The sequence below is a fragment of the Gordonia aurantiaca genome (assembly GCF_039939235.1).
In the GTDB taxonomy this organism is placed as follows: Bacteria; Actinomycetota; Actinomycetes; order Mycobacteriales; family Mycobacteriaceae; genus Gordonia.
This window is the reverse complement of record NZ_JBDUUF010000002.1, coordinates 326,608-347,617: the sequence shown is the minus strand read 5'-3', so window position 1 is coordinate 347,617 and position 21,010 is coordinate 326,608. Positions and strand designations below refer to the sequence as shown.

General features: G+C 68.4%; 19 protein-coding genes and 2 riboswitches. Of the genes, 9 read left to right on the top strand and 10 right to left on the bottom strand.

Annotated elements, in window-relative coordinates; genetic code table 11:
• Nucleotides 1-7 precede the first annotated feature (7 nt).
• Both ABFT43_RS06590 and ABFT43_RS06585 read right to left on the bottom strand, forming a co-directional pair.
• On the bottom strand, nt 8-1,087 hold the full coding sequence (locus ABFT43_RS06590) for a C40 family peptidase (protein WP_347959571.1): 1,080 nt from the start codon (nt 1,085-1,087) through the stop codon (nt 8-10).
• Nucleotides 1,088-1,238: 151 nt separating this feature from the next.
• A complete protein-coding gene (locus ABFT43_RS06585) occupies nt 1,239-1,925 on the bottom strand; it encodes a C40 family peptidase (protein ID WP_347959570.1) in 687 nt (228 codons plus the stop codon).
• Between the two features lie 17 nt (nt 1,926-1,942).
• Nucleotides 1,943-2,174: riboswitch (cyclic di-AMP (ydaO/yuaA leader) on the bottom strand.
• 584 nt (nt 2,175-2,758) lie between these two features.
• Between ABFT43_RS06585 and ABFT43_RS06580 the strand changes: the two genes are divergently transcribed.
• Nucleotides 2,759-4,669 (top strand): DEDD exonuclease domain-containing protein, encoded by a 1,911-nt coding sequence (locus ABFT43_RS06580; protein ID WP_457590105.1) that lies wholly within the window; start codon nt 2,759-2,761, stop codon nt 4,667-4,669.
• The gene (locus tag ABFT43_RS06575) at nt 4,666-4,944 is read left to right on the top strand and encodes an Lrp/AsnC family transcriptional regulator (protein ID WP_347959568.1); all 279 of its coding nucleotides are present in this window, start codon (nt 4,666-4,668) and stop codon (nt 4,942-4,944) included. The genes ABFT43_RS06580 and ABFT43_RS06575 overlap by 4 nt, the downstream gene beginning before the upstream one ends.
• Before the next feature lie 86 nt (nt 4,945-5,030).
• Here the strand turns inward: ABFT43_RS06575 and trpD are convergent, their stop codons facing one another.
• Together trpD and ABFT43_RS06565 are read right to left on the bottom strand one after the other, a co-directional pair.
• The gene (gene trpD / locus ABFT43_RS06570) at nt 5,031-6,107 is read right to left on the bottom strand and encodes an anthranilate phosphoribosyltransferase (protein WP_347959567.1); all 1,077 of its coding nucleotides are present in this window, start codon (nt 6,105-6,107) and stop codon (nt 5,031-5,033) included.
• Nucleotides 6,108-6,129: 22 nt separating this feature from the next.
• Nucleotides 6,130-6,615 (bottom strand): hypothetical protein, encoded by a 486-nt coding sequence (locus ABFT43_RS06565; RefSeq protein ID WP_347959566.1) that lies wholly within the window; start codon nt 6,613-6,615, stop codon nt 6,130-6,132.
• Nucleotides 6,616-6,772: 157 nt separating this feature from the next.
• Between ABFT43_RS06565 and ctaE the strand changes: the two genes are divergently transcribed.
• The 5 genes from ctaE (at nt 6,773) to ABFT43_RS06540 (ending at nt 12,834) form a co-directional block, all read left to right on the top strand.
• Complete coding sequence (ctaE, locus tag ABFT43_RS06560; protein ID WP_347959565.1) at nt 6,773-7,384, top strand: aa3-type cytochrome oxidase subunit III; 612 nt, start codon at nt 6,773-6,775, stop codon at nt 7,382-7,384.
• A 119-nt stretch (nt 7,385-7,503) separates the two neighbouring features.
• Nucleotides 7,504-8,355: a cytochrome bc1 complex diheme cytochrome c subunit gene (gene qcrC, locus ABFT43_RS06555; protein ID WP_347959564.1), complete on the top strand. Its 852-nt coding sequence runs from the start codon at nt 7,504-7,506 to the stop codon at nt 8,353-8,355.
• Nucleotides 8,352-9,509, top strand: a complete 1,158-nt coding sequence (qcrA, locus tag ABFT43_RS06550) for a cytochrome bc1 complex Rieske iron-sulfur subunit (RefSeq protein WP_347959563.1) — start codon at nt 8,352-8,354, stop codon at nt 9,507-9,509. Before qcrC ends, qcrA begins: the two co-directional genes overlap by 4 nt.
• A complete protein-coding gene (gene qcrB / locus ABFT43_RS06545; RefSeq protein ID WP_347959562.1) occupies nt 9,506-11,125 on the top strand; it encodes a cytochrome bc1 complex cytochrome b subunit in 1,620 nt (539 codons plus the stop codon). The genes qcrA and qcrB overlap by 4 nt, the downstream gene beginning before the upstream one ends.
• Nucleotides 11,126-11,331: 206 nt before the next feature.
• Complete coding sequence (locus ABFT43_RS06540; protein WP_457590104.1) at nt 11,332-12,834, top strand: diacylglycerol kinase family protein; 1,503 nt, start codon at nt 11,332-11,334, stop codon at nt 12,832-12,834.
• Nucleotides 12,835-13,088: 254 nt separating this feature from the next.
• Here ABFT43_RS06540 and ABFT43_RS06535 read toward each other — a convergent pair whose 3' ends face one another.
• Together ABFT43_RS06535 and ctaC are read right to left on the bottom strand one after the other, a co-directional pair.
• The gene (locus tag ABFT43_RS06535) at nt 13,089-13,505 is read right to left on the bottom strand and encodes a cytochrome c oxidase subunit 4 (protein ID WP_347959561.1); all 417 of its coding nucleotides are present in this window, start codon (nt 13,503-13,505) and stop codon (nt 13,089-13,091) included.
• Between the two features lie 2 nt (nt 13,506-13,507).
• Nucleotides 13,508-14,599 carry an aa3-type cytochrome oxidase subunit II gene (ctaC, locus tag ABFT43_RS06530; protein ID WP_347959560.1) on the bottom strand — a complete coding sequence of 364 codons (1,092 nt, stop codon included), beginning with the start codon at nt 14,597-14,599 and terminating at the stop codon, nt 13,508-13,510.
• 340 nt (nt 14,600-14,939) lie between these two features.
• On the opposite strand from ctaC, the gene asnB reads away from it, so the two are divergent.
• Complete coding sequence (gene asnB / locus ABFT43_RS06525; protein WP_347959559.1) at nt 14,940-16,865, top strand: asparagine synthase (glutamine-hydrolyzing); 1,926 nt, start codon at nt 14,940-14,942, stop codon at nt 16,863-16,865.
• Nucleotides 16,866-16,939: 74 nt separating this feature from the next.
• On the opposite strand, the gene ABFT43_RS06520 is transcribed toward asnB, so the two are convergent.
• From ABFT43_RS06520 to ABFT43_RS06505, 4 genes are all read right to left on the bottom strand, one after another.
• Entirely contained in the window at nt 16,940-17,254 is a 315-nt protein-coding gene (locus ABFT43_RS06520; protein ID WP_347959558.1) for a DMT family transporter, read from the bottom strand.
• 10 nt (nt 17,255-17,264) lie between these two features.
• Nucleotides 17,265-17,331, bottom strand: a riboswitch (guanidine-III (ykkC-III) riboswitch).
• A 57-nt stretch (nt 17,332-17,388) separates the two neighbouring features.
• Entirely contained in the window at nt 17,389-18,360 is a 972-nt protein-coding gene (locus ABFT43_RS06515) for a carbohydrate kinase family protein (protein WP_347959557.1), read from the bottom strand.
• A 141-nt stretch (nt 18,361-18,501) separates the two neighbouring features.
• Complete coding sequence (locus ABFT43_RS06510) at nt 18,502-18,855, bottom strand: HesB/IscA family protein (RefSeq protein ID WP_006900666.1); 354 nt, start codon at nt 18,853-18,855, stop codon at nt 18,502-18,504.
• Nucleotides 18,856-19,050: 195 nt separating this feature from the next.
• Nucleotides 19,051-20,121, bottom strand: coding sequence for a glycerate kinase family protein (locus ABFT43_RS06505; protein ID WP_347959556.1), 1,071 nt, complete (start codon nt 20,119-20,121; stop codon nt 19,051-19,053).
• A 192-nt stretch (nt 20,122-20,313) separates the two neighbouring features.
• On the opposite strand from ABFT43_RS06505, the gene ABFT43_RS06500 reads away from it, so the two are divergent.
• Nucleotides 20,314-21,009, top strand: coding sequence for a DUF3043 domain-containing protein (locus ABFT43_RS06500; protein WP_347959555.1), 696 nt, complete (start codon nt 20,314-20,316; stop codon nt 21,007-21,009).
• Nucleotide 21,010 lies beyond the last annotated feature (1 nt).

Here is a 21,010-nt window from a genome sequence, read left to right as displayed (position 1 = left end):
GAGGATTCTAGAACCGGCGCGCGGCGTTGTACGGGCCGGCCTCGTCGAGGGGTTCGATCTTGACCGGCACGCCGAAGGTCGAGGCGTGGATGACGTAGCCCTCGCCGATGTACATGCCGACGTGGTGCGCGTCCGGGTAGTAGATGATCAGGTCGCCGGGCTGGAGATCCTCACGTGCCACCGGGGTACCGCCGGCCATCTGCGCCTGGCTCGACCGCGGGAGCGTCTTGCCGGCCTGCTTGTAGGCCCAGACCATCAGACCCGAGCAGTCGAAGGCGTGCGGGCCGGTCGCACCCCACACGTAGGGATCGCCGAGGCGGGTCAGTGCGGCGTGCACCGCGACGAGCGCCGGGGCGGTTCCCCTGGGGACGAGACGCGGGTCGAAGTCGAACTTCTCCCCGCGGAGCGCGGCGAGTTGCTTGCCGGTCATCGTCTGATAGATCGCGCGGATCTTGACCGCCTGCATCTGCAGGCTGGCCTGCTTGGCCTGGAGGTCGCCACGGACGCGCTCGGCGCGCGACACGGCCTCGGAGGCCTTGATCGCGGTGGCCTCGGCCTCCTTCTTGGCGGCCTCGGTACGGGCACGGATCTTCTTGATCGCGGTCAGATCGGCCGCCGCCTGGCGCGCGATCATGTCAAGACCGGACATCTGGTCGAGCAGCGCCTGCGGGGAGTCGCTCACCATCACGGCGTAGAGACCGCTGACGCGGGCGCCGCGGTAGCTCGCGCGGACGATGGCGTCGACCCGTTCCTGGTGGTCGGCCAGCTGCGCACGACTCCGATCGAGCTTCGCCTGCGCGTCGGCCGCGGCCTTCTTGGCCTCGACGACGATGCCGCGCTGCTTGTCGTACTCGATCTTGGCGTTGTGCATCGCCTCGGTGGTCTTCTCGGCCTCGATGCCGAGTTGCTTGTACCGGGTGAGCAGCTGGTCGGTCGACTGGCCGGGCGCGGCCACGGCGCGGCCGGCGCCGCCGGTCACGAGCGGGACGACGGTCGCGAGTGCCGCAAGCAGACACAGGACGAGCGTCAGCGGTCCCGAACGTGCACCCGGCCGTGATGCGGTCACTCGCCCCTCCCCGGAAAACACGGTGTCAACCACTCCTCTACCGCTCGTCTGCCCCGGGCCACCGGTGCGGTTCTCCCCCCGAACCGCTCCGGTTCGTTTCACCCCGAGGACTGGATCGGGCGGATCGCCATGTGCTCGCGACCCGCCCTCTCCTGTCGTTGTTCAGTTCGTATCAGTAGCGACGGATACCCGTGAGCTGCCACTCCTTCACGGCGTCGCGCTTGACCGGCACGCCGTAGGTCGAGGAGTGGATGAACATGCCGTTGCCGACATAGATGCCGGCGTGGCCGCCACCGTTGAAGATCATCACGTCGCCGGGCTTGGCGTCGGCGTACGAGACCGCGCGGCCGCCACCGAGCTGGCCGTAGCTGTCACGCGGGATGGTCTTGCCGGCCTGCTTGTAGGACCAGTAGACGAGACCGGAGCAGTCGAAGGCGTCCGGGCCGGCCGAACCGTAGGAGTACGGGGCGCCGATCTTGCTCTCGGCGGCCTTCACGGCCTTCTCGCCGACGCTCAGGCGCGGCTGGCCGAAGTTCTTGATTCCGCCACCGTTGGGGCGGAACTGCTGCGGAACCTGGTTCTGGTCGACACCCGGGATGGTGAACTGACCGAGGTTCGGGATCTCGACCGTGGCGGCGGGCGACTTGGCGACCGGCTTGGCCTTGGGCGCCGGTGCGGCCTTCTTCTCACCGGGCAGGGCCGGCATCTCGAAGGTCCCGAGCGGGGTGTGCACCGGGGCGGCGAGGGCAGGTCCGGCGCCGGCGGCGGCGAGCGAACCGAGCGTGATCGATCCAGCGATCACCGCCTTCTTGGCGGCCTTGCTCCCGCGATTGGGGGTCTCCAAACGATGTTTGGCCACGAAGCGAGTTCTCCTTCAAATTCTCCCTGTACCGCCGACCGAGTTAGCTGTCGGGTTCGGGCCGGAAGAGTGGCCCTACGCGTTTTCGGCACAGGCGTATCCGCAAGCGGACACGCATACGCGTTGACGCGATTCACCCCGATTCGGGACGTGTCAGCAGGTCATGCCGGTGGGCACCGCTGGCCACGTGCTCCCGAAGAAAGTGGTTCCCCGGTTCGCCCACAAGGGGCGATTAGGCGGCGACTTGTGCGGACCACTTCTGTTGAAGCGGGACGCTCCGCAAAGGTCTCAGAAAGGTTACGAAATCGTCGGCGCCGTGTCCACTAGGCGACCGACGCCCGACGTCGACGCCCGGATCAGCCGGCGCGCAGATCCGCCGACGAGATGACTCGGAAAGGCTTCTGACGTGCAGCTTTCGCTGATCTTGCAGATCGTGCACCCTCGGGTGTGATCATCGCAGCAGACTCGAACACACCGATCGCGAGGTCCAGTTCGACATCGTCGTCACCCCCCACTGCCGTTACCGGGGCTCCACCTCGGACAGGCGCGTCTTCCCAGTTCGGAGCACCGAAGAGGACCGTCATCATGCATCCGTCACAGGCGATGGGACGGGCCGGGCAGGTGGCGCAGTCGACATGCATCGTGTGATCTCCATCTCATCTGGCCGTCGGGGCCCATCCGGGCCCGTCTCGGGCGGGTCGTCGGGTGACATTCGCCGCCTCGTCGCGGCGACTTCTCACTTCGCCGTGGAGATTAGGACGGCCCACCGACAAGAAATTCGCACGGCGTTCGAATCACGAGCCACACCAGTCACAGCAGCCCAGGTGACCGAGATGTCGGTGGGTCGAACTAGTGTTCGCCACGTGACGCGCACGGGAGCACATCGGACCGGAGCAGATCGGACCGGGGCAGCTCGGACCGGGGCCGCCGAACAGACGCTCGGGCAACTCACGTTCGCCGACCTCGAGGCGGCCGACGGCGCCGGCACCGACGCCCCGGCGGACGAGTTCAGCGACCGCGCCCTGTTCGACACCACCCTGGTGGTCGTCGATCTCGAGACCACCGGCTCCGACCCGGTCAACGACCGCATCACGGAGATCGGGGCGGTCAAGATCCGCGGCGGCGAGGTCATCGGCGAGTTCGCGACCCTGGTCGACCCCGGTCGGCCGATCCCGCCGCAGATCGTCACCCTGACCGGCATCACCACCGCCATGGTCACCGACGCCCCGCGCATCGAGTCGGTGCTGCCCTCCTTCCTGGAATTCGCCCGCGGCGCGATACTCGTGGCCCACAACGCGCGCTTCGACATGGGATTCCTGCGTCAGAACGCGATCCGGCTACACCTCGACTGGCCGTTCGGCCTCAGCCTGTGCACGGTGACGATGGCGCGGCGCATCCTCTCGCGCGACGAGGCGCCGACCGTGAAGCTGGGGCATCTCGCCGAACTCTTCGACGTGGCGGTACGACCGACCCACCGGGCCCTCGACGACGCCCGCGCCACCGTCGAGGTCTTCCACCGTCTCCTCGAGCGCGTCGGCAATCAGGGCATCTCGACGGTCGGCGACCTCACGTCGTATCTCCCCCGGACCGATCCCCGGCTACGCGCCAAGCGCCACCTCGCCGACCATGTGCCGTCCCGTCCCGGCGTCTATCTCTTCCGAGGGCCGTCGGACGAGGTCCTCTATGTCGGCACGGCAGTGGACCTGCGTCGCCGCGTCCTCTCGTATTTCAACGGCAGCGACCCTCGACGCCGTATCACCGAGATGGTCCTGCTCGCCGAGCGCGTGGACGTCGTGGAGTGCTCACACGCGCTCGAGGCGGCCGTCCGGGAGCTGAGACTCCTCGCCGCGCACGCCCCGGCCTACAACCGGCGCTCGACCCAGCCCCACAAGGGATGGTGGATCACCCTCACCGAGGAGCGCTTTCCGCGCCTGAAGGTCAGCCGCACCCCGACCGACGAGTCGATCGGCCCGGTGGGCAACCGCAATGACGCCGCCACGGTCGCCGACGTCATCTCCTCGGCGGCGGGACTGCGCACGTGCACCAGACGCCTCGGGGCGAACGGTTACCACTGGTGTCCCACCGACGACGGCGTCCGACGCCCGGGCGGATGTCACGCGGCCGCGCCGCGACCGCAGACCGTGCCGGACTACCTGCCCCGGGTCACCGCGGCCCGCCGGCTGATGCGCGGGGAGGGCGACGACCTGCTCGACCAGCTGACCGAGCGGCTGGAGGATCTCGCCGAGGCGCAGATGTTCGAGACCGCCGCACGCCACCGTGATCGGCTGGCGCTGACGATCGAGACGCTGGGGCGTTGCCAGCGGCTCGCCGCGCTGTGCGCGATCGCCGAGATCGTCGTCGCGCGCCCGGACGGCGAGCACGGCTGGCAGTTCGCCGTCGTCCGGCACGGGCGGCTCGCGGCCGCCGGCCGGGCGCGGCGCGGCGTCTCCCCCATGCCCGTCGTCGACGCCCTCGTCGCGTCGGCGGAGACCGTCATCCCCGGTACGGGACCACTGCGCGGCGCACCCGCCGAGGAGGTGGCGCTGATCTACCGTTGGATGACCGAGCCGGGCGCCCGCATCGTGGCGACCACCGATCCGCTCGCGCTCCCCGCCGGATGCGCCGAGCGACGCCGGACGTGGTCGCAGACGGCCCGAGAGGCGCGTTCCACGGTCATCCGTGCGCCACGGAACGCGCCGCGATCGCCGATCACGGGCCGGGTGGCCACTAGGCTTGCGCCATGATCACTGCCATCGTCCTCATCCAGGCCGACATCCATCAGATCCCGGAGACCGCGCAGGCCGTCGCCGACATCCACGGCGTCGCAGAGGTGTATTCGTGCGCGGGTGACGTCGACCTCATCGCCAAGATCCGAGTGCGCGACCACGAGGAGATCGCCTCGGTCGTGACCGGCAAGATCAACCGGCTGCCGGGCGTGCGCAAGAGCGCGACCCACATCGCGTTCCGCAGCTACTCCAGCTCGGACGTCGAGGGTGGCTTCTCCATCGGCGAGAACTGACTCCGCCGAACACTTTCCGCCCCCAACGGCGGAGGCCGGCACCCCGAGGGAGTGCCGGCCTCCGCCGTTGGGGTTCCTGCGCGGTCCTAGGCGCGCGACTCCGCGGCGATCCGGGTCGACAGCAGCGCCCACCGGTCGAGCAGTTCGGCGGCCGCGCCGGAGTCGATCGCGTCGGCGGCACGATCCTTGGCGGCACCCAGCGCGTCGGCGAGTTCCGCCGAGGTCATGGGCGAGGTCTGCTCGAAGGCGACGATGGCCCCGGCCGAGTTCAACAGCACCGCGTCGCGCACGGGACCCGTTGTGCCGGAGAACAATTCACGGGCGATGACAGCATTGGCGGCGGCGTCGCCACCCTGTAGCGCGGACAGTTCGACGCGTTCGATGCCCAGATCGGCCGGGTCGACGGCGAGCTGGTTGACCTGGCCGCCGACGACCTGCCACACCGTCGATGTCGAGGTGGTGGTCAGCTCGTCGAGGCCGTCGTCACCGCGGACGATCAGCGCCGAATTGCCGCGGTCGGCGAAGGCCTGGGCCAGCACCGGCGCGAGATCGGAGAATGCGCAGCCGATCAGGCCGGCACGCGGGCGGGCCGGATTGGTCAGCGGGCCGAGCACGTTGAACACGGTCGGGATGCCGATCTCCTTGCGCGGCGGGCCCGTGAACCGGAACGCCGGGTGGAAGACCGGGGCGAAGCAGAAACCGATGCCGAGTTCCTCGACGCACCGCGCCACCCCCTCGGCCGACAGCGTGATGTCCACGCCGAGCGCCTCGAGGACGTCGGCGCCCCCGCTCTTCGACGACGCGGCACGGTTGCCGTGCTTGACCACCGCCACCCCGGCGGCCGCGATGACGATCGAGGTCATGGTCGAGATGTTCACCGTGTGGGAGCGGTCGCCTCCGGTGCCGACCACGTCGACGGCCGGGCGCGAGACGTCCACGAGCGTCGCGTGCTCGAGCATCACCTTCGCGAGACCCACGAGCTCGGTGGACGAGGCGCCCTTCATCTTCACGCCGACGCCGAACGCGGCGATCTGGGCGCCGGTCGCACTGTCGGTCATGATCTCGTTCATCGCCCAACCGGCCTCTTCGGCGGTGAGGTCGATGCGGTCGGTGATCTTCCCGAGGATCTGCGGCCAGGTGAAGGCGGGCTGTGCGGTGTTCACACGCACAGAGCCTAATGCCCGATCACTGCGACCGACGCTGGAGTACGGCCCATCGGCGTGCGATTCCGCCGTGCCGCGACCCGAGACTCGCCATCCGTGAACGTTCCTGCGACAGATGCAGCGCGTCGAGCATCTGCACCCGCGCCAGGATCAACACCTCGTGACCCGGGTCGGCGGCGGTCGGAAGCGGCCCCCACCGGTCGTCGTCTACCCGCTCGTACCCGTCGAGCGCCGCCGTCTGCACCGCGGCGTCGATCTTGTCGACCGGCAGTTCCAGGTCGTGGCGCAGGATCACCTCGTCCTCCGCACGCCAGTCCGAACCCTCGAGGGCCGTCGAGCTGGCGATGGCGTCGTCGTCGGAGCCGGCGACGACGACCACCTCCGCGGACAGGTCCAGGGGTCCCGCCGCCGATCCGCCGCGGAACCGGGAGACCAGGCGCGCCAGGCGACCCCGTCGCACCGGCCGCCCGTTGAGATCGCGGGGGGCAGAGGAATCCGTGTGCGGCATGAGCCCACCGTAAACATCGGGTCGACGGTGTCGGATCCGGGCACCCGGACACGCCGGGACGCCGTCGCCGGGCCCGCGACCTGCATCAAGAGAGAAAGAAGACCCCAATTTCCGACCCGGGTGGCCGCCGCTTACTACGAACCGTCATACTTCACTTGTGACAAGCGCTGTAGGTACCTCAGGAACGGCAATCACCTCGCGCGTGCACTCGCTGAACCGTCCGAACATGGTCAGCGTCGGCACGATCGTGTGGCTGTCCAGTGAGCTCATGTTCTTCGCTGGCCTCTTCGCGATGTACTTCGTCGCCCGGGCCAACTCCGCCGTCGGCTGGCCGATGCCGCCGACCCATCTGAATCTGGCCCTCGCCATCCCGGTGACGACGGTGCTGATCCTCTCGTCGGTGACGTGCCAGATGGGCGTGTTCGCCGCCGAGAAGGGTGACGTCTTCGGCCTCCGCCGCTGGTACATCATCACCCTGATCATGGGCGCGTTCTTCGTGGGTGGCCAGATCTACGAGTACATCAACCTGGTCCACGAGGGCACGACGCTCAGCTCGAGCGCGTACGGCTCCGTCTTCTACATGGCGACCGGCTTCCACGGCCTGCACGTCATCGGCGGTCTCGTCGCCTTCGTGTACCTGCTCATCCGCACCAAGCTCTCGAAGTTCACCCCGGCGCAGGCAACCGCCGCAATCGTTGTCTCCTACTACTGGCACTTCGTCGACATCGTCTGGATCGGACTGTTCGTCACGATCTACTTCATCCGATGACGCCGGCGAGCCCGCGCACTTCGCGGCCAGCCCCGCAGCAGAGCGCGAATCGCCTGTCGAACGCACAGCGCAACTCGCTCTAGAAGAATCAGTCCGTCCCGCTTAGTAGAGAGTCACAGATGAGTTCATCTCCACCGCGATCGTCGGATAGCGGCACCGACGCCCGCCGCGCCAAGGCCCGACGCAAGCTCCGTCGACGTGCAAGCGGCACCATCGTGCTCCTGGCCGGTCTGGTCATGGCCGGTGTGCTCGCCTCGGTTCTGACCCCCGACCCGCAGGTCGCGGTGGCCGACGAGAGCAACGCCGCGATGATCCAAGACGGTCGCAAGCTCTACGAGACCTCGTGCATCACCTGCCACGGCGCGAACCTGCAGGGTGTGCCCGACCGCGGTCCGTCCCTCCTCGGTGTCGGCGACGCGGCCGTGTACTTCCAGGTCTCGACCGGCCGCATGCCCGCAGCCCGCGGCGAGGCGCAGGCCCAGCGCAAGCCCGCCAAGTTCACCACCGAGCAGATCGACCAGCTCGGCGCCTACATCCAGGCGGAAGGCGGCGGCCCCAAGGCCCCGCGTGAGGCCAACGGCGACATCGCCCAGGGTTCGTTGCGCGGCGACAGCATCGCCCGCGGTAGCGAGCTGTTCCGCCTCAACTGCGCGTCGTGCCACAACTTCACCGGTCGTGGCGGCGCCCTGTCGTCGGGCAAGTTCGCCCCGCCGCTCGACGGCGTCGACGAGGCGCAGATCTACACCGCGATGCTGACCGGTCCGCAGAACATGCCGAAGTTCTCGAACCGTCAGCTCAACCCCGATGAGAAGAAGGACATCATCGCCTACGTGAAGTACGTGACCGAGGCGAAGCCCAGCGGCGGTCTCGGCCTCGGCGGCTTCGGTCCCGTCAGCGAGGGCATGGTGATGTGGTTCGTCGGCGTCGTCGCCATCGTCGCAGGCGCCATGTGGATTGGATCTCGAGCATGAGCGGCAGTGACAAGGACGTCCCGTCGCGGGACGAACTGGAGCAGATGAGCACCGATGAGCTCGTCAAGCTCGGTACCAATCTCGACGGTGTCGAGATCATTCACCGGGCCGAGCGGTACCCCGTCCCGGGTACGAGGGCAGAGAAGCGAGCCGAGCGCCAGATCGCGTTCTGGTTCACGATCGCCGGCGTCTCCGCGCTGGCCTGCCTCGGCATCTTCCTCTTCAACCACTGGGTATTCGCACTTCCGGACGACCCGGACTACTGGTGGTACACGGTCAACACCCCCCTGCTGGGTGTGACCTTCGGTCTCTCGGTGCTGGCCATCGGCATCGCGCTGATCCTGATCACCAAGAAGCTGATCCCGGCGGAGATCTCGGTGCAGGACCGCCACGACGGCGGCTCGGCCGAGGTCGACAAGAAGACCATCGTGGCGCTGCTGCAGGACACGGGGACCACCTCCACCCTGGGCCGTCGCAAGATGCTCCTCGGTACCGCGGGATTCGGCCTCGGCGCCTTTGCGCTGACCGGCCTGATCGCGTTCCTCGGCGGCTTCATCAAGAACCCGTGGGCCAAGCGGGCCGACGCGCCGCTGTGGCACTCGGGCTGGTCCCCGATCTACAACTCGCCGGAGGACCCGAACGAGACCATCTACCTGCGTCGTGACACCGGCAACCCGTACCAGGTCGCCCTGGTCCGCCCGGAGGATCTCGACGCCGGCGGCATGGAGACCGTCTTCCCGTGGCGTCGTTCGGACGGTTACGGCGAGACGGAGCACTCCCGCCACAAGCTGATGGAGAGCCTGCACGAGGTCCGCAACCCCGTCATGCTCATCCGCCTCCGCCCGGAGGACGCGGCCCGTGCCGTCAAGCGCAAGGGCCAGGAGAGCTTCAACTACGGCGACTACTTCGCCTACACGAAGGTCTGCAGCCACCTCGGGTGCCCGGCCTCGCTGTACGAACAGCGGACCAACATCATCCTGTGTCCCTGCCACCAGTCGCAGTTCAGCGCGATCGAGTACGGCAAGCCGATCTTCGGCCCCGCGGCGCGCGCGCTGGCCCAGCTGCCGATCACGGTGAACAACGAGGGCTACCTCGTTGCTGCAGGCGACTTCATCGAGCCCGTCGGACCGGCATTCTGGGAGCGTAAGTCATGACCATCGCCGACCGTCTCGGCGCACAAGCCGAGGAAGTTGACTCGCGGTACCACCTCGCCGCGGGCATGCGACGCCAGATCAACAAGGTGTTCCCCACCCACTGGTCGTTCATGCTCGGTGAGGTCGCGCTCTACAGCTTCATCATCCTGCTGATCTCGGGTGTCTACCTCACCCTGTTCTTCGACCCGTCGATGACCCACGTGGTCTACGACGGTGCCTACCAGCCGCTCAACGGCGTCATGATGACGCGCGCCTACGAGACCACGCTGGACCTGTCCTTCGAGGTTCGCGGCGGTCTGTTCGTCCGCCAGATCCACCACTGGGCGGCCCTGCTGTTCGCGGCGTCGATCATCATCCACATGGCGCGCATCTTCTTCACCGGTGCGTTCCGTCGTCCGCGTGAGGCCAACTGGATCATCGGCTGCCTGCTGCTGATCCTGGCGATGTTCGAGGGCTTCTTCGGATACTCGCTCCCCGACGACCTCCTGTCGGGTACCGGCGTCCGCGCGGCCATGAGCGGCATCGTCCTCGGCATCCCGGTCGTGGGCACCTGGATCCACTGGGCGCTGTTCGGCGGGGACTTCCCCGGCGACATCATCATCCCGCGCCTGTACGTGCTGCACATCCTGCTGTTCCCGGGCATCATCCTGGCCCTGATCGGCGCCCACCTGGCGCTGGTCTGGTACCAGAAGCACACCCAGTTCCCCGGCCCCGGCCGCACCGAGAAGAACGTCGTCGGTGTCCGAATCATGCCGGTGTTCGCGGCCAAGGGCGGCGCGATGTTCGCGTTCGTCACCGGTGTGCTCGCCATCATGGCCGGCATCTTCCAGATCAACCCGGTCTGGAACATCGGCCCGTACAACCCGGCACAGGTGTCCGCGGGTTCACAGCCCGACATCTACATGATGTGGACGGACGGCCTGATCCGAATGTTCCCGGCGTGGGAGCTCTACCTGGGCAACTACACGGTCCCGATGTCGAACTGGGTCATCCTGATCATGACGATCATGTTCGTCCTGATGTTCGCCTACCCGTGGATCGAGAAGAAGCTCACCGGCGACGACGCCCACCACAACCTGCTGCAGCGTCCGCGTGACGTCCCGGTCCGTACCGCGATCGGCGCCATGGCCCTGTCGTTCTACATCCTGCTGACCCTGTGCTGCATGAACGACATCATCGCGCTGAAGTTCCACATCTCGCTCAACGCGACCACGTGGATCGGACGCATCGGCCTGGTCGTGCTGCCGCCGCTGGTCTACTTCATCGCGTACCGCTGGGCGATCTCGCTGCAGCGCAGCGACCGTGAGGTCCTGGCCCACGGCATCGAGACCGGCATCATCAAGCGCCTGCCGCAGGGTGCCTACATCGAGGTCCACCAGCCGCTCGGCCCGGTGGACGACCACGGACACCCGATCCCGCTCCCCTACGAGGGTGCTGCTCTGCCGAAGCGCATGAACAAGCTCGGCTCCGCAGGCGCTCCGGGTACGGGTTCGCTCCTGGTCGCCGACCCGGTGGACGAGCAGATCCGCAACGTCGAGGTCGAGCACGAGCTCGAAGAGGCCGAGCGGAAGGCTCTCCGCGAGCTGCAGGCGAAGGGTGGCAACCCTCTCGACTGACGCGAGACACACAGAGCGGGCCGTCGCGCACCATTGGTGCCGGCGGCCCGCTCATTTTCTGTCCGGCCCTCTTTTCCTGTCCGGCCCTCTTTTCCTGTCCGGCCCTGTGCCGCGGGCCGATCGACTCGCCGGACACACTGCCGTCGACCCCCTCCCCTACCCCACCGAGGCACCACCGGCGCCGGTTCTGTGGCACGGTGGACGACATGCGCGGTCTACGGAAGCTGATGCCGGGAGTGTCCCCGAACCGTGGCATCTCTCAGATCAGCCGGGGCCTGGGCACTCTCGACGCACAGATCTACGAGACCATCGCCAGATCGCCGAGCCCGCTGCTCGACACGACGATGCCTGCACTATCCCGGGCCGCCGATCATTCGAAGCTCTGGATGGCGATCGCGGCCGGCCTCGCCGTCTCCGGCCGGCCGTCCCTGCAGCGGGGCGCCGCCCGGGGCATCGCCTCGCTGGCGGTGACCAGCCTCGTGACCAACCAGGGCGCCAAGCGTATTCGGCGTCGTCCACGACCCTCGCCGGGCCTCATCCCCCTCCCCCGCCGCGGACGCCGCCAGCCCACGTCGAACTCGCTGCCGTCCGGACACTCCGCGAGTGCCGCGGCCTTCGCGGTCGGCGTCGCCGTGGAGAATCCGCCTGCGGGACTGTTGTTGTCGGCGCTGGCTGGGCTGGTGGGCCTGTCCCGGGTCGCAACGGGCGCACACTATCCCGGTGACGTGATGGCCGGTTTCGGGATCGGTGCCACGATCGCCACCCTGGGGGCGCGGATCGTGCCGCCGATCACCGGACCCTCCCTGTCGCTTGCGGACCCGTCGACGGTCGACGTGGGGGCACGGCCGGATGGCAAGGGTCTGGTCCTCGTGGTCAATCCGGCCTCCGCGGATGGTCAGGGACGTCGTGTGTTGGAGGAGGTCCGCGCGGCGTTGCCCGCCGCGGAGATCCTCGAACTGTCCGACGATGACGATGTCGCAACGGTGTTCACCGACGCGGCGTCGCGCGCCGAGGTGCTCGGTGTCGCCGGCGGCGACGGAACGGTGTCATGTGCGGCGGGTGCGGCGCTCTCGACGGGCATCCCCCTGGCCGTGTTCCCGGCGGGCACCTTCAACCACTTCGCCCGCGACATCGGCTGCGGCACCGTCGCCGACACGGTCGCCGCCCTGACCGCCGGTTCGGCGTCGCGCGTGGACGTCCTGTGGCTCAACGACTCCCGTGTGATCCTCAACACCGCGAGCATCGGCGCCTACCCGCACTTCGTCCAGATCCGGGAACGGTTGCGCCGGCGGATCAGTCGTCCCCTCGCGACCGCCATCGCGGTGTTGCGGGTGCTGCGCAAGGACCCGGCCGTCCGTATCGAGGTCGACGGCCGCGTCCGAGAGGTGTCGCTGTTCCTCCTCGGCAACTCGGTCTACGAGCCCACCGGCTTCGTCCCCACGCGGCGCCTCCGTCTCGATGACGGCCTCATCGACGTCCGCTTCCTCGAGACCGGAAAGCGTTGGGCAACGGCCCGGTTGCTCGCCTCCCTGGTATCGGGGCGGCTCGAGCGCTCCAGGCTGTACCACGAGATGCAGGTCCCCGAGTTCACCTTCCGCAGCCTCGAGGGGCCCATCGCGCTGTCCCACGACGGCGAGGTGTCCGAGACGGTGAGCGAGGCCCACTTCCGCGTCGACTACCGGCGTCTGGTGGTCTACCGGCCGGTGTAGCGCCGTGGGCGCACGGCCACTTCCGCCCCCCTCTGGTCGAGATGAGCGCAGGCCGTCTGACGGACGAATGCATCCCGCTCGGCGATCCGCCGAGGGTCGAGAAGCCCGCCCGCCCCGTCCCGCATCACATCGAGGTCGCGCGCGATCTCGGCGCGGAGCGCATGCGACATCGTTTCCGAGCGTCGCAACCCAGCCGCAGAACCACAGCGCCCCCGCCGGATCGGCGGGGGCGCTGTGGTCGAAGTTCTCTTGTGTCAGTGCTTCTCGGGACCGACGTGGTACTCGAAGACCAGACCGGCGGCGGTGCCCAGGATGACCCCCACGGCGAAGATCGAGAGCCAGAAGTTGCCGGTGGCGAAGCCGACCGCGAAGATCGACGCGCCGATGGCGATCAGGATCGGCCACCAGGAGTGCGGGCTGAAGAAACCCAGCTCACCGGCGCCGTCCTCGATCTCTGCGTCCTCGTAGTCCTCGGGACGGATCTCGACGCGACGAGAGACGAAGCGGAAGAACGTGCCCGCGATGAGCGTCAGGCCGGCCGCGAAGAAGAGGCCGACGACGCCGACCCACTCGATGCCCTTGGAGGTGAACACCGTGAACAGGGTGTACGCGACACCTGCCAGGGCGAAGAAGGCGGTGAGCATCTCGAAGATGCGTGCCTCGATCTTCATCGTCAGCTCTCCTTCTTGGTGCAGTTCGGGAGGGTCGTGTCATTCGGGTTGCCGGTGGCGGTCACCGAGCCGTCGCTCTTGCGGCGGGTGTCGAACGGAACCGTCACGACAGAATCCGGGACCTGGCAGATGGCCTGCAGGGCCTCCGCGTTGGTGGCCTTCGGGTTGGCCTGGCGGAAGCGGATGTAGGCGTCGAAGTCCTCCGGCGAGACCGCGCGGACCTCGAAGTTCATCATCGAGTGGTAGGTGCCGCACATCTCGGCGCAGCGACCGACGAAGGCGCCGGTGCGGTCGATCGAGCCGATCTGGAAGATCGGGTCGCTCGCGTTCTCCTTCGGGAACGGCAGCACGTCGCGCTTGTAGAGGAACTCCGGAACCCAGAACGAGTGGATGACGTCGCCCGAGGCCAGGTTGAACTCGATGCGCTTGCCGGTCGGCAGGACCAGGACCGGGATCTCGGTCGAGCTGCCGACGGTCTCGATCTTGTCGAACTTCAGGTAATCGCGGATGTCGTCGTCGCGACCACCGGCCGGACCGGGCAGCTCGCCGCCGTGCTCGCCCTCGACCGCAGGCTCGGCCTCGACCTCGCCGTCGCGCTGCTTCTGCAGCTCGAACGGGTTGCCGGCGGCCTCGAAGCCGTCATAGGTCGATCCGTCGCTGAAGACGACCTTGTTGTAGCCGAACTTCCAGTTCCACTGGAACGCGGTGACGTCGACGACGACCTTCGAGTCGTTGTTCTTCGCCTCGACGTCGTTCTGCACGATCACGGTGAAGTAGAACAGCACCGCGATGATGACGAACGGGATCGCCGTGTAGGTGAGCTCCAACGGGACGTTGTAAGCGGTCTGACGCGGGAACACGCCCTTCTTGGCGTCATTCGCCCGGTGGAAAGTGATGGTCCAGAAGATCAGGGCCCAGACCAGAATGCCCATCAACAGTGCGGCGATGACCGACCAGGTCCAGAGGTCGACCATCTCCTTGCCCTGGGGCGTGACGCCCTCCGGCCAACCGAAACGCATCGCCTCACTGGCGTCGCATCCCGACATCAGCAGAGCGCCGAGTCCGAGAGCGGCGACCACTCCCAGTCGCTTCATCGCCCGCGACGCAGATGAGACACGCCGCGCTCGGGGCCGTCCACCGTGTGCCAATTTCACGCCTTCCTGCTCGCTCACCGACGCCCTCGCGCCGTGGTGAGTGCATGCCACATGACCTGCACAGGGCAAGTACCGGTCGCACACTTACGACCAAGTCTTGCACCTAGTACTACGCAGCGTAGACCAACCGGCAGAAGCTTTCGTGATTGGGTCTTGATCTCGTCGCGTCCCGGCACACCAGATCGGAATCATGCTGGTCGCTCAGGCATACTCGGACGCGACCCGGCGACGCGCCGGGAACCGCTTCTGTTGAGTACGACGAGATTGGGGACAAGCCAACGTGTGTGGTCTGCTCGGCCTTCTGACATCCGACCGGACGGCCGCCGAGGTCGTCGACGCGGTGGCGGTGGCCTCGCACTGCATGCGTCACCGCGGCCCCGACGAGCCGGGCACCTGGCACGACGAGGACATCGTCTTCGGATTCAACCGGCTCTCCATCATCGACATCGAGCACTCCCACCAGCCGCTGCGCTGGGGCCCGCCGGAGAACCCGGAGCGCTACGCCCTGGTCTTCAACGGCGAGATCTACAACTACCTGGAGATCCGCGAGGAGCTCGCCCGCGACGAAGGTGCCGTGTTCCGCACCGAGGGCGACGGCGAGGCGATCGTCGCGGCATTCCACCACTGGGGTCCCGACGCGGTGCGCCGCCTGCGCGGCATGTTCGCGTTCGCGATCTGGGACACCGAGAACCGTTCCCTGTTCCTGGCGCGCGACCCATTCGGCATCAAGCCGTTGTTCGTCGCGACCGGACCGGGCGGCCTGATCTTCGGCAGTGAGAAGAAGAGCCTCCTGGAGCTGATCGAGCGAGTCGGGCTGGGCAAGGAGCTCGACCCCCGTGCCGTCGAGCACTACACGGTGCTCCAGTACGTGCCGGAGCCGGAGACCGTGCACGCGTCGATCCGCCGCCTCGAGTCCGGCTGCCACGCCACCGCGACTCCGGGCAGCCCGCTGTCGGTGCGCCGCTACTTCACCCCGCAGTTCGGGGTGAAGCCGTTCACCGACGCGAGCCGGCAGAAGCGCTACGACGAGATCGCCGACGTGCTCGCCGACTCGGTCGCCAAGCACATGCGGGCCGACGTGACCGTCGGTTCGTTCCTCTCGGGCGGCATCGACTCGACCGCGATCGCCGCCCTGGCCATCCGGCACAACCCCGATCTCATCACCTTCACCACCGGCTTCGAGCGCGAGGGCTATTCGGAGATCGACGTCGCGGCCGAGTCCGCCGAGGCGATCGGCGCGCGGCACGTCGTGAAGGTCGTGTCGCCGTCGGAGTTCATCGAGGCGCTCCCGGCAATCGTCTGGTACCTCGACGACCCGGTCGCCGACCCCGCCCTGGTGCCCCTCTACTTCGTGGCGGCCGAGGCCCGCAAGCACGTCAAGGTGGTGCTGTCGGGCGAGGGCGCCGACGAGTTGTTCGGCGGTTACACCATCTACAAGGAGCCGCTGTCGCTCGCGGCGTTCGACCGTCTCCCCCGCGCCCTGCGCCGCGCCGCCGGCAAGATCTCCGAGCGCATCCCGGAGGGAACCCGCGGCAAGAGCCTGCTGCACCGCGGTTCGCTGACCCTCGAGGAGCGCTACTACGGCAACGCCCGCAGCTTCGACGACGCCCGGTTGCGCGCCGTGCTGCGCGACTACCGCCCGGAGTGGACCCACACCGACGTCACCGCCCCGATCTACCGGATGAGCGAGGGCTGGGACCCGGTCGCGCGCATGCAGCATCTCGACCTGTTCACGTGGCTGCGTGGCGACATCCTGGTCAAGGCCGACAAGATCACCATGGCCAACTCGCTCGAACTGCGCGTGCCGTTCCTCGACCCGGAGGTCTTCGCGGTCGCCGAACGCCTACCGCACGACGAGAAGATCGCGCACGGCACCACCAAGTACGCCCTGCGCAAGGCACTCGAGCAGATCGTCCCGGCGCACGTGCTGCACCGCAAGAAGCTCGGCTTCCCGGTGCCGATCCGGCACTGGCTGGCGGGCACCGAGATGTACGACTGGGCACACGGCGTCATCCTCAAGAGCCAGACCGACCACATCTTCGACAAGGGCGCGGTCGTCAAGATGCTCGAGGAACACCGCGAGGGTGAGGTCGACCACAGCCGTCGCCTGTGGACGGTGCTGATCTTCATGCTGTGGCACGGCATCTTCGTCGAGGGCTCGATTGTTCCCGAGATCGTCGATCACACCTACCCGGTGCGCCTGTAGCGCCGGGACACATACGGCAAAGGCGCCCCGGGTCTCCCCGGGGCGCCCTTCGTGTGCGTGCGTGACTTCGGTTGTCAGTGCGACAGTTTCAGCCCGACGACACCGCCGACGATCATCAGCAGGCACAACACCTTCACCACGCTCACCGGTTGGTCCCCGGTGATCATCGCGTAGACGACGGTCACCGTCGCGCCGATGCCCACCCAGACGGCGTAGGCGGTGCCGACCGGCAGGTCGCGCATGGCGTAGGCGAGGCCTGCCATGCTGGCCGCCAGGGCGGCGAGGAACAGCACCGACGGGCCGAGCTTGTGGAGACCTTCCGAGCGGTCGAGGGCCGTGGCCCACACTGCTTCCAGAAGACCCGAGACGACGAGGATCAGCCAGGACATGACGTACTCCCACGGGCCGTCTTGTCGCGCTCCGGGTACGGCACCCCTCGTCCGGGAGTCCGTGTGCCGGACTCTGTCCTCACCGTGTCACGTGGGGCGTCCGGCGGCAATGTCAGACCTGTCACCGGCTCGTTCTACAGCGCGGCCTTGATCTCGGCGGCGGCCTCCGCGCCATAGGCGCCCTCGATGCGGGCCAGGGCGTCGTCGAGGTCCCAGGTCCAGTCCTGCGTGGAGACGGTCTCGAGCACGAGCACCGCGACCATCGATCCGACCTGGGCGGCGCGCTCGAAGGACAGGCCCTTGGTGAGCGCCGACAGGAAACCGGCGCGGAAGCCGTCGCCGACGCCGGTCGGGTCGACCTTCTCCTTCTCCGGCACCACGCCGACGTGGATGCGGTCGCCGTCGCGCCCGACGATCTCGACGCCGTCCTTGCCGAGGGTCGTGATGCGGGTGCCGACCATCTCGGCGACCTGGGCCTCGGACAGTCCGGTCTTCTGCCGCAGCAGACCCCACTCGTACTCGTTTGTGAACAGGTATGTCGCACCGTCGATGAGTGCCCGCGCCTGCTCGCCGTCGAGGCGGGCGAGCTGCTGACTCGGGTCGGCGGCGAACGGGATGCCGGCCGAGCGGCAGGCATCGGTGTGGCGGAGCATCGCGTCCGGGTCGTCGGCGCCGATGAGCACGAGGTCGGGGGCACCGGTCTCGGCGATGACATCGGCGAGACGGATGTCGCGGCTCTCGCTCATCGCGCCCGGGTAGAAGGACGCCAGCTGCGCCATCGTCACGTCGGTGGTGCACATGAAGCGGGCGGTGTGTTGGGTCGCGGAGACGTGGAGACCGCGGCAGTCGACGCCGTTGGACTCCAGCCACTGGCGGTATTCGGTGAAGTCGGCACCGACCGCGCCGACGAGCACGGGGCTGCCGCCGAGCTGCCCCATCGCGTAGCAGATGTTGCCGCCGACACCACCGCGGCGGACGACGAGGTCCTCCACCAGGAAGCTGAGCGAGATGTGTTCGAGCTGGTCTCCGAGGAGCTGTTCGGAGAACTTCCCGGGGAACTTCATCAGATGGTCGGTCGCGATGGAGCCGCATACAACGATTGCCACTGGCGCTCTCAGCCCTTCAGTAGGTGGGACGGACAGCTGTCCACGCTACCCACTGTCCGGTCACAGAACACCGGCCGCATCCCGATTCGGGATGCGGCCGGTGGGGTTCGGACGGCGCGAGCCGTCATGCGAGGGAGTAACTCAGTTGAACGAGTCGCCGCAGGCGCAGCTACCCGTCGCGTTCGGGTTGTCGATGGTGAAACCCTGCTTCTCGATGGTGTCGACGAAGTCGATCGTCGCGCCCTGCACGTACGGAGCGCTCATGCGGTCGACGGCCAGGGTGACGCCGCCGAAGTCGGCGGTGAGGTCACCGTCGAGCGTGCGGTCGTCGAAGAACAGCTGGTAACGCAGGCCGGCGCACCCACCCGGCTGCACGGCGATACGCAGTGCCAGGTCGTCGCGACCCTCCTGATCGAGCAGTGCCTTCGCCTTGGCCGCGGCCGCGTCGGTGAGGATGACGCCGGTGGCAGTACCCGTTTCGTTCTGCACGGTCATAGATGCTCCTGTTGTGGTGTGGTCCCGGGGATGGGCTCGTCCCCCGTGCCGGCGGTGGGCCGGACGAGGAACACGCACCGTTCGCCGGGAGGTCGACCGGTTGTGCCCGTGACTACAACCGTACCCCTCGGCGCAGTATTCCCGCCCATCCGGACCTGCGTTTTGGCAGGGCTTCGGGCGCCGGACCCGGCCCGCTCAGGCCACCCGGCCGGCCGCGACGGTCGCCGCGAGCTTCGCCAGCTGGTTCTCCGCGTCGCGCATGGCGACCTCGACCGAACCCGCGACGTCGACGATCGCATGGGCCCCGGAGATCCCGGCGGCGGCGATCTCCTCCGGTGACAGCGCGATCTGGCCGGCGAGCACCAGCGTCTTCGCGCCCGCCCCGTGTGCGCCGACCGTCCCCGCGAGCCGGCGCAGCGCCGCGACGACCTTTCCGCGCAGCGTCTGCGAGTCGAAGCGCCCCTCGCCGGTGATGACCAGGTCCGACGCCGCGACGTCGGCCTCGAGGTCCGTGGCCTGCGCGACGACCGTCGCCCCGGACACCCGGGTGCCGCCCAGCGCGAGGAGCGCGGCGCCGAGCCCACCGGCCGCCCCCGCCCCGGCCTCGCCGGTGACGTCCCGGCCGGCGATCGTGTTCAGGGTGAGCGCCCACTCGCCGAGCCGCTTCTCGAGCAGCTCGACGGTCTCCGGGTCCGCGCCCTTCTGCGGCCCGAACACCGTCGCGGCACCCAGCGGCCCGAGCAGCGGGTTCTCCACGTCCGACGCGACGACGATCTCGATGTCCCGGAGCCGCTCGGCGGCCGCCTGCGGACCGCCCAGGGCGTCGACGAGCCCGGCGCCGCCGTCGGTGGTACCGCTGCCGCCGAGGCCGACGACGATCCGGCGGGCGCCGGCCGACAGCGCGGCCTGCACCAGTTCGCCCACCCCGTGGGTGGTCGCGGTGACCGCGGTGCGCGGCGTCGGACGTCCGCCGAGCTGATGGAGCCCACAGGCCTGCGCGCATTCGATGTAGGCGGTGGCCGAACCGGCGTCGAACAACCAGCGCGCGGTGACGCCGGCCCCGAGCGGGCCGTGCACGTCTTCGTCGGCGACGGTGCCGAAGCGCGACGCGAGCACGTCGACGAATCCGGGGCCACCGTCGGACTGCGGTGCGACGACGAGGACGTCATCCGGCCGCGCCGACCCCCAGCCGCGGGCGATCGCGCGTGCGGCGGCCACCGCGGACAGGGTGTCGCCGAAGGAATCCGGCCCGATCAGGACGTGCACTCCGGCCTCCTCGCCCCTGCGGGGCACTCGGTGGGGCGGGGTGCGCGGACGCCACCGACCCCGGTCTCGACGTCGAAGTATAGGAGTGGAGCGTGCGCCCGGCAGGGTGAGAGATCGGGCGCGGCGAATAGTGCACCGGAAAGCGACGACCACGCGTTTCGACCGCGATCGGCATCCCCTAGGCTCGTAGTCGTGAAGCTGCCATGGAAGAAGGACGAGTCGCCGGCGGATTCCGGCGAGAGCTCGGTGTCCACCTTTGCCGAGACCGATTCGACCGATTCGTCGACGTCGGAGAACTCAGCGCCGAAGGGCAGCAAGCGCACGCCGGGCAAGGGGCGGCCCACGCCCAAGCGCCGTGAGGCCGAGAACCGCCGCCGCGGTCCGGTCGCGCCGCCTCCGATGACCCGAGCCGAGGCCCGCGCCCGCCGCAAGGAGCTCAAGTCGACCCTCTCCAAGGAGGAGAAGAAGGCGCTCGCCGCCGAGCGTCGCGCCAAGCGACTCGAGCAGCGCGAACGCATGATGGAGGGCGACGAGGCCTACCTGATGCCCCGTGACAAGGGACCGGTGCGCCGCTTCACCCGCGACATCGTCGATGCCCGCCGCAACTTCGCCGGGCTGTTCATGCCGTTCGCGATCGTGCTGATCGTGCTGATGTTCCTGGTGCCGCAGCTCGCGGCGATCACCAACCTGCTGCTGCTCGCCTTCGTCGTCCTGATGGCGATCGACGGCGTGATCCTCGGCCGCCTCGTGAACCGGCGTGTGGCCGAACGCTTCCCGGACACCGCGGACGGCGGGTTCAAGCTCGGCTGGTACGCATTCACCCGCGCGATGCAGCTGCGGAAGATGCGTGCGCCCAAGCCGATGGTCTCGCACGGCGACGAAGTCTGAT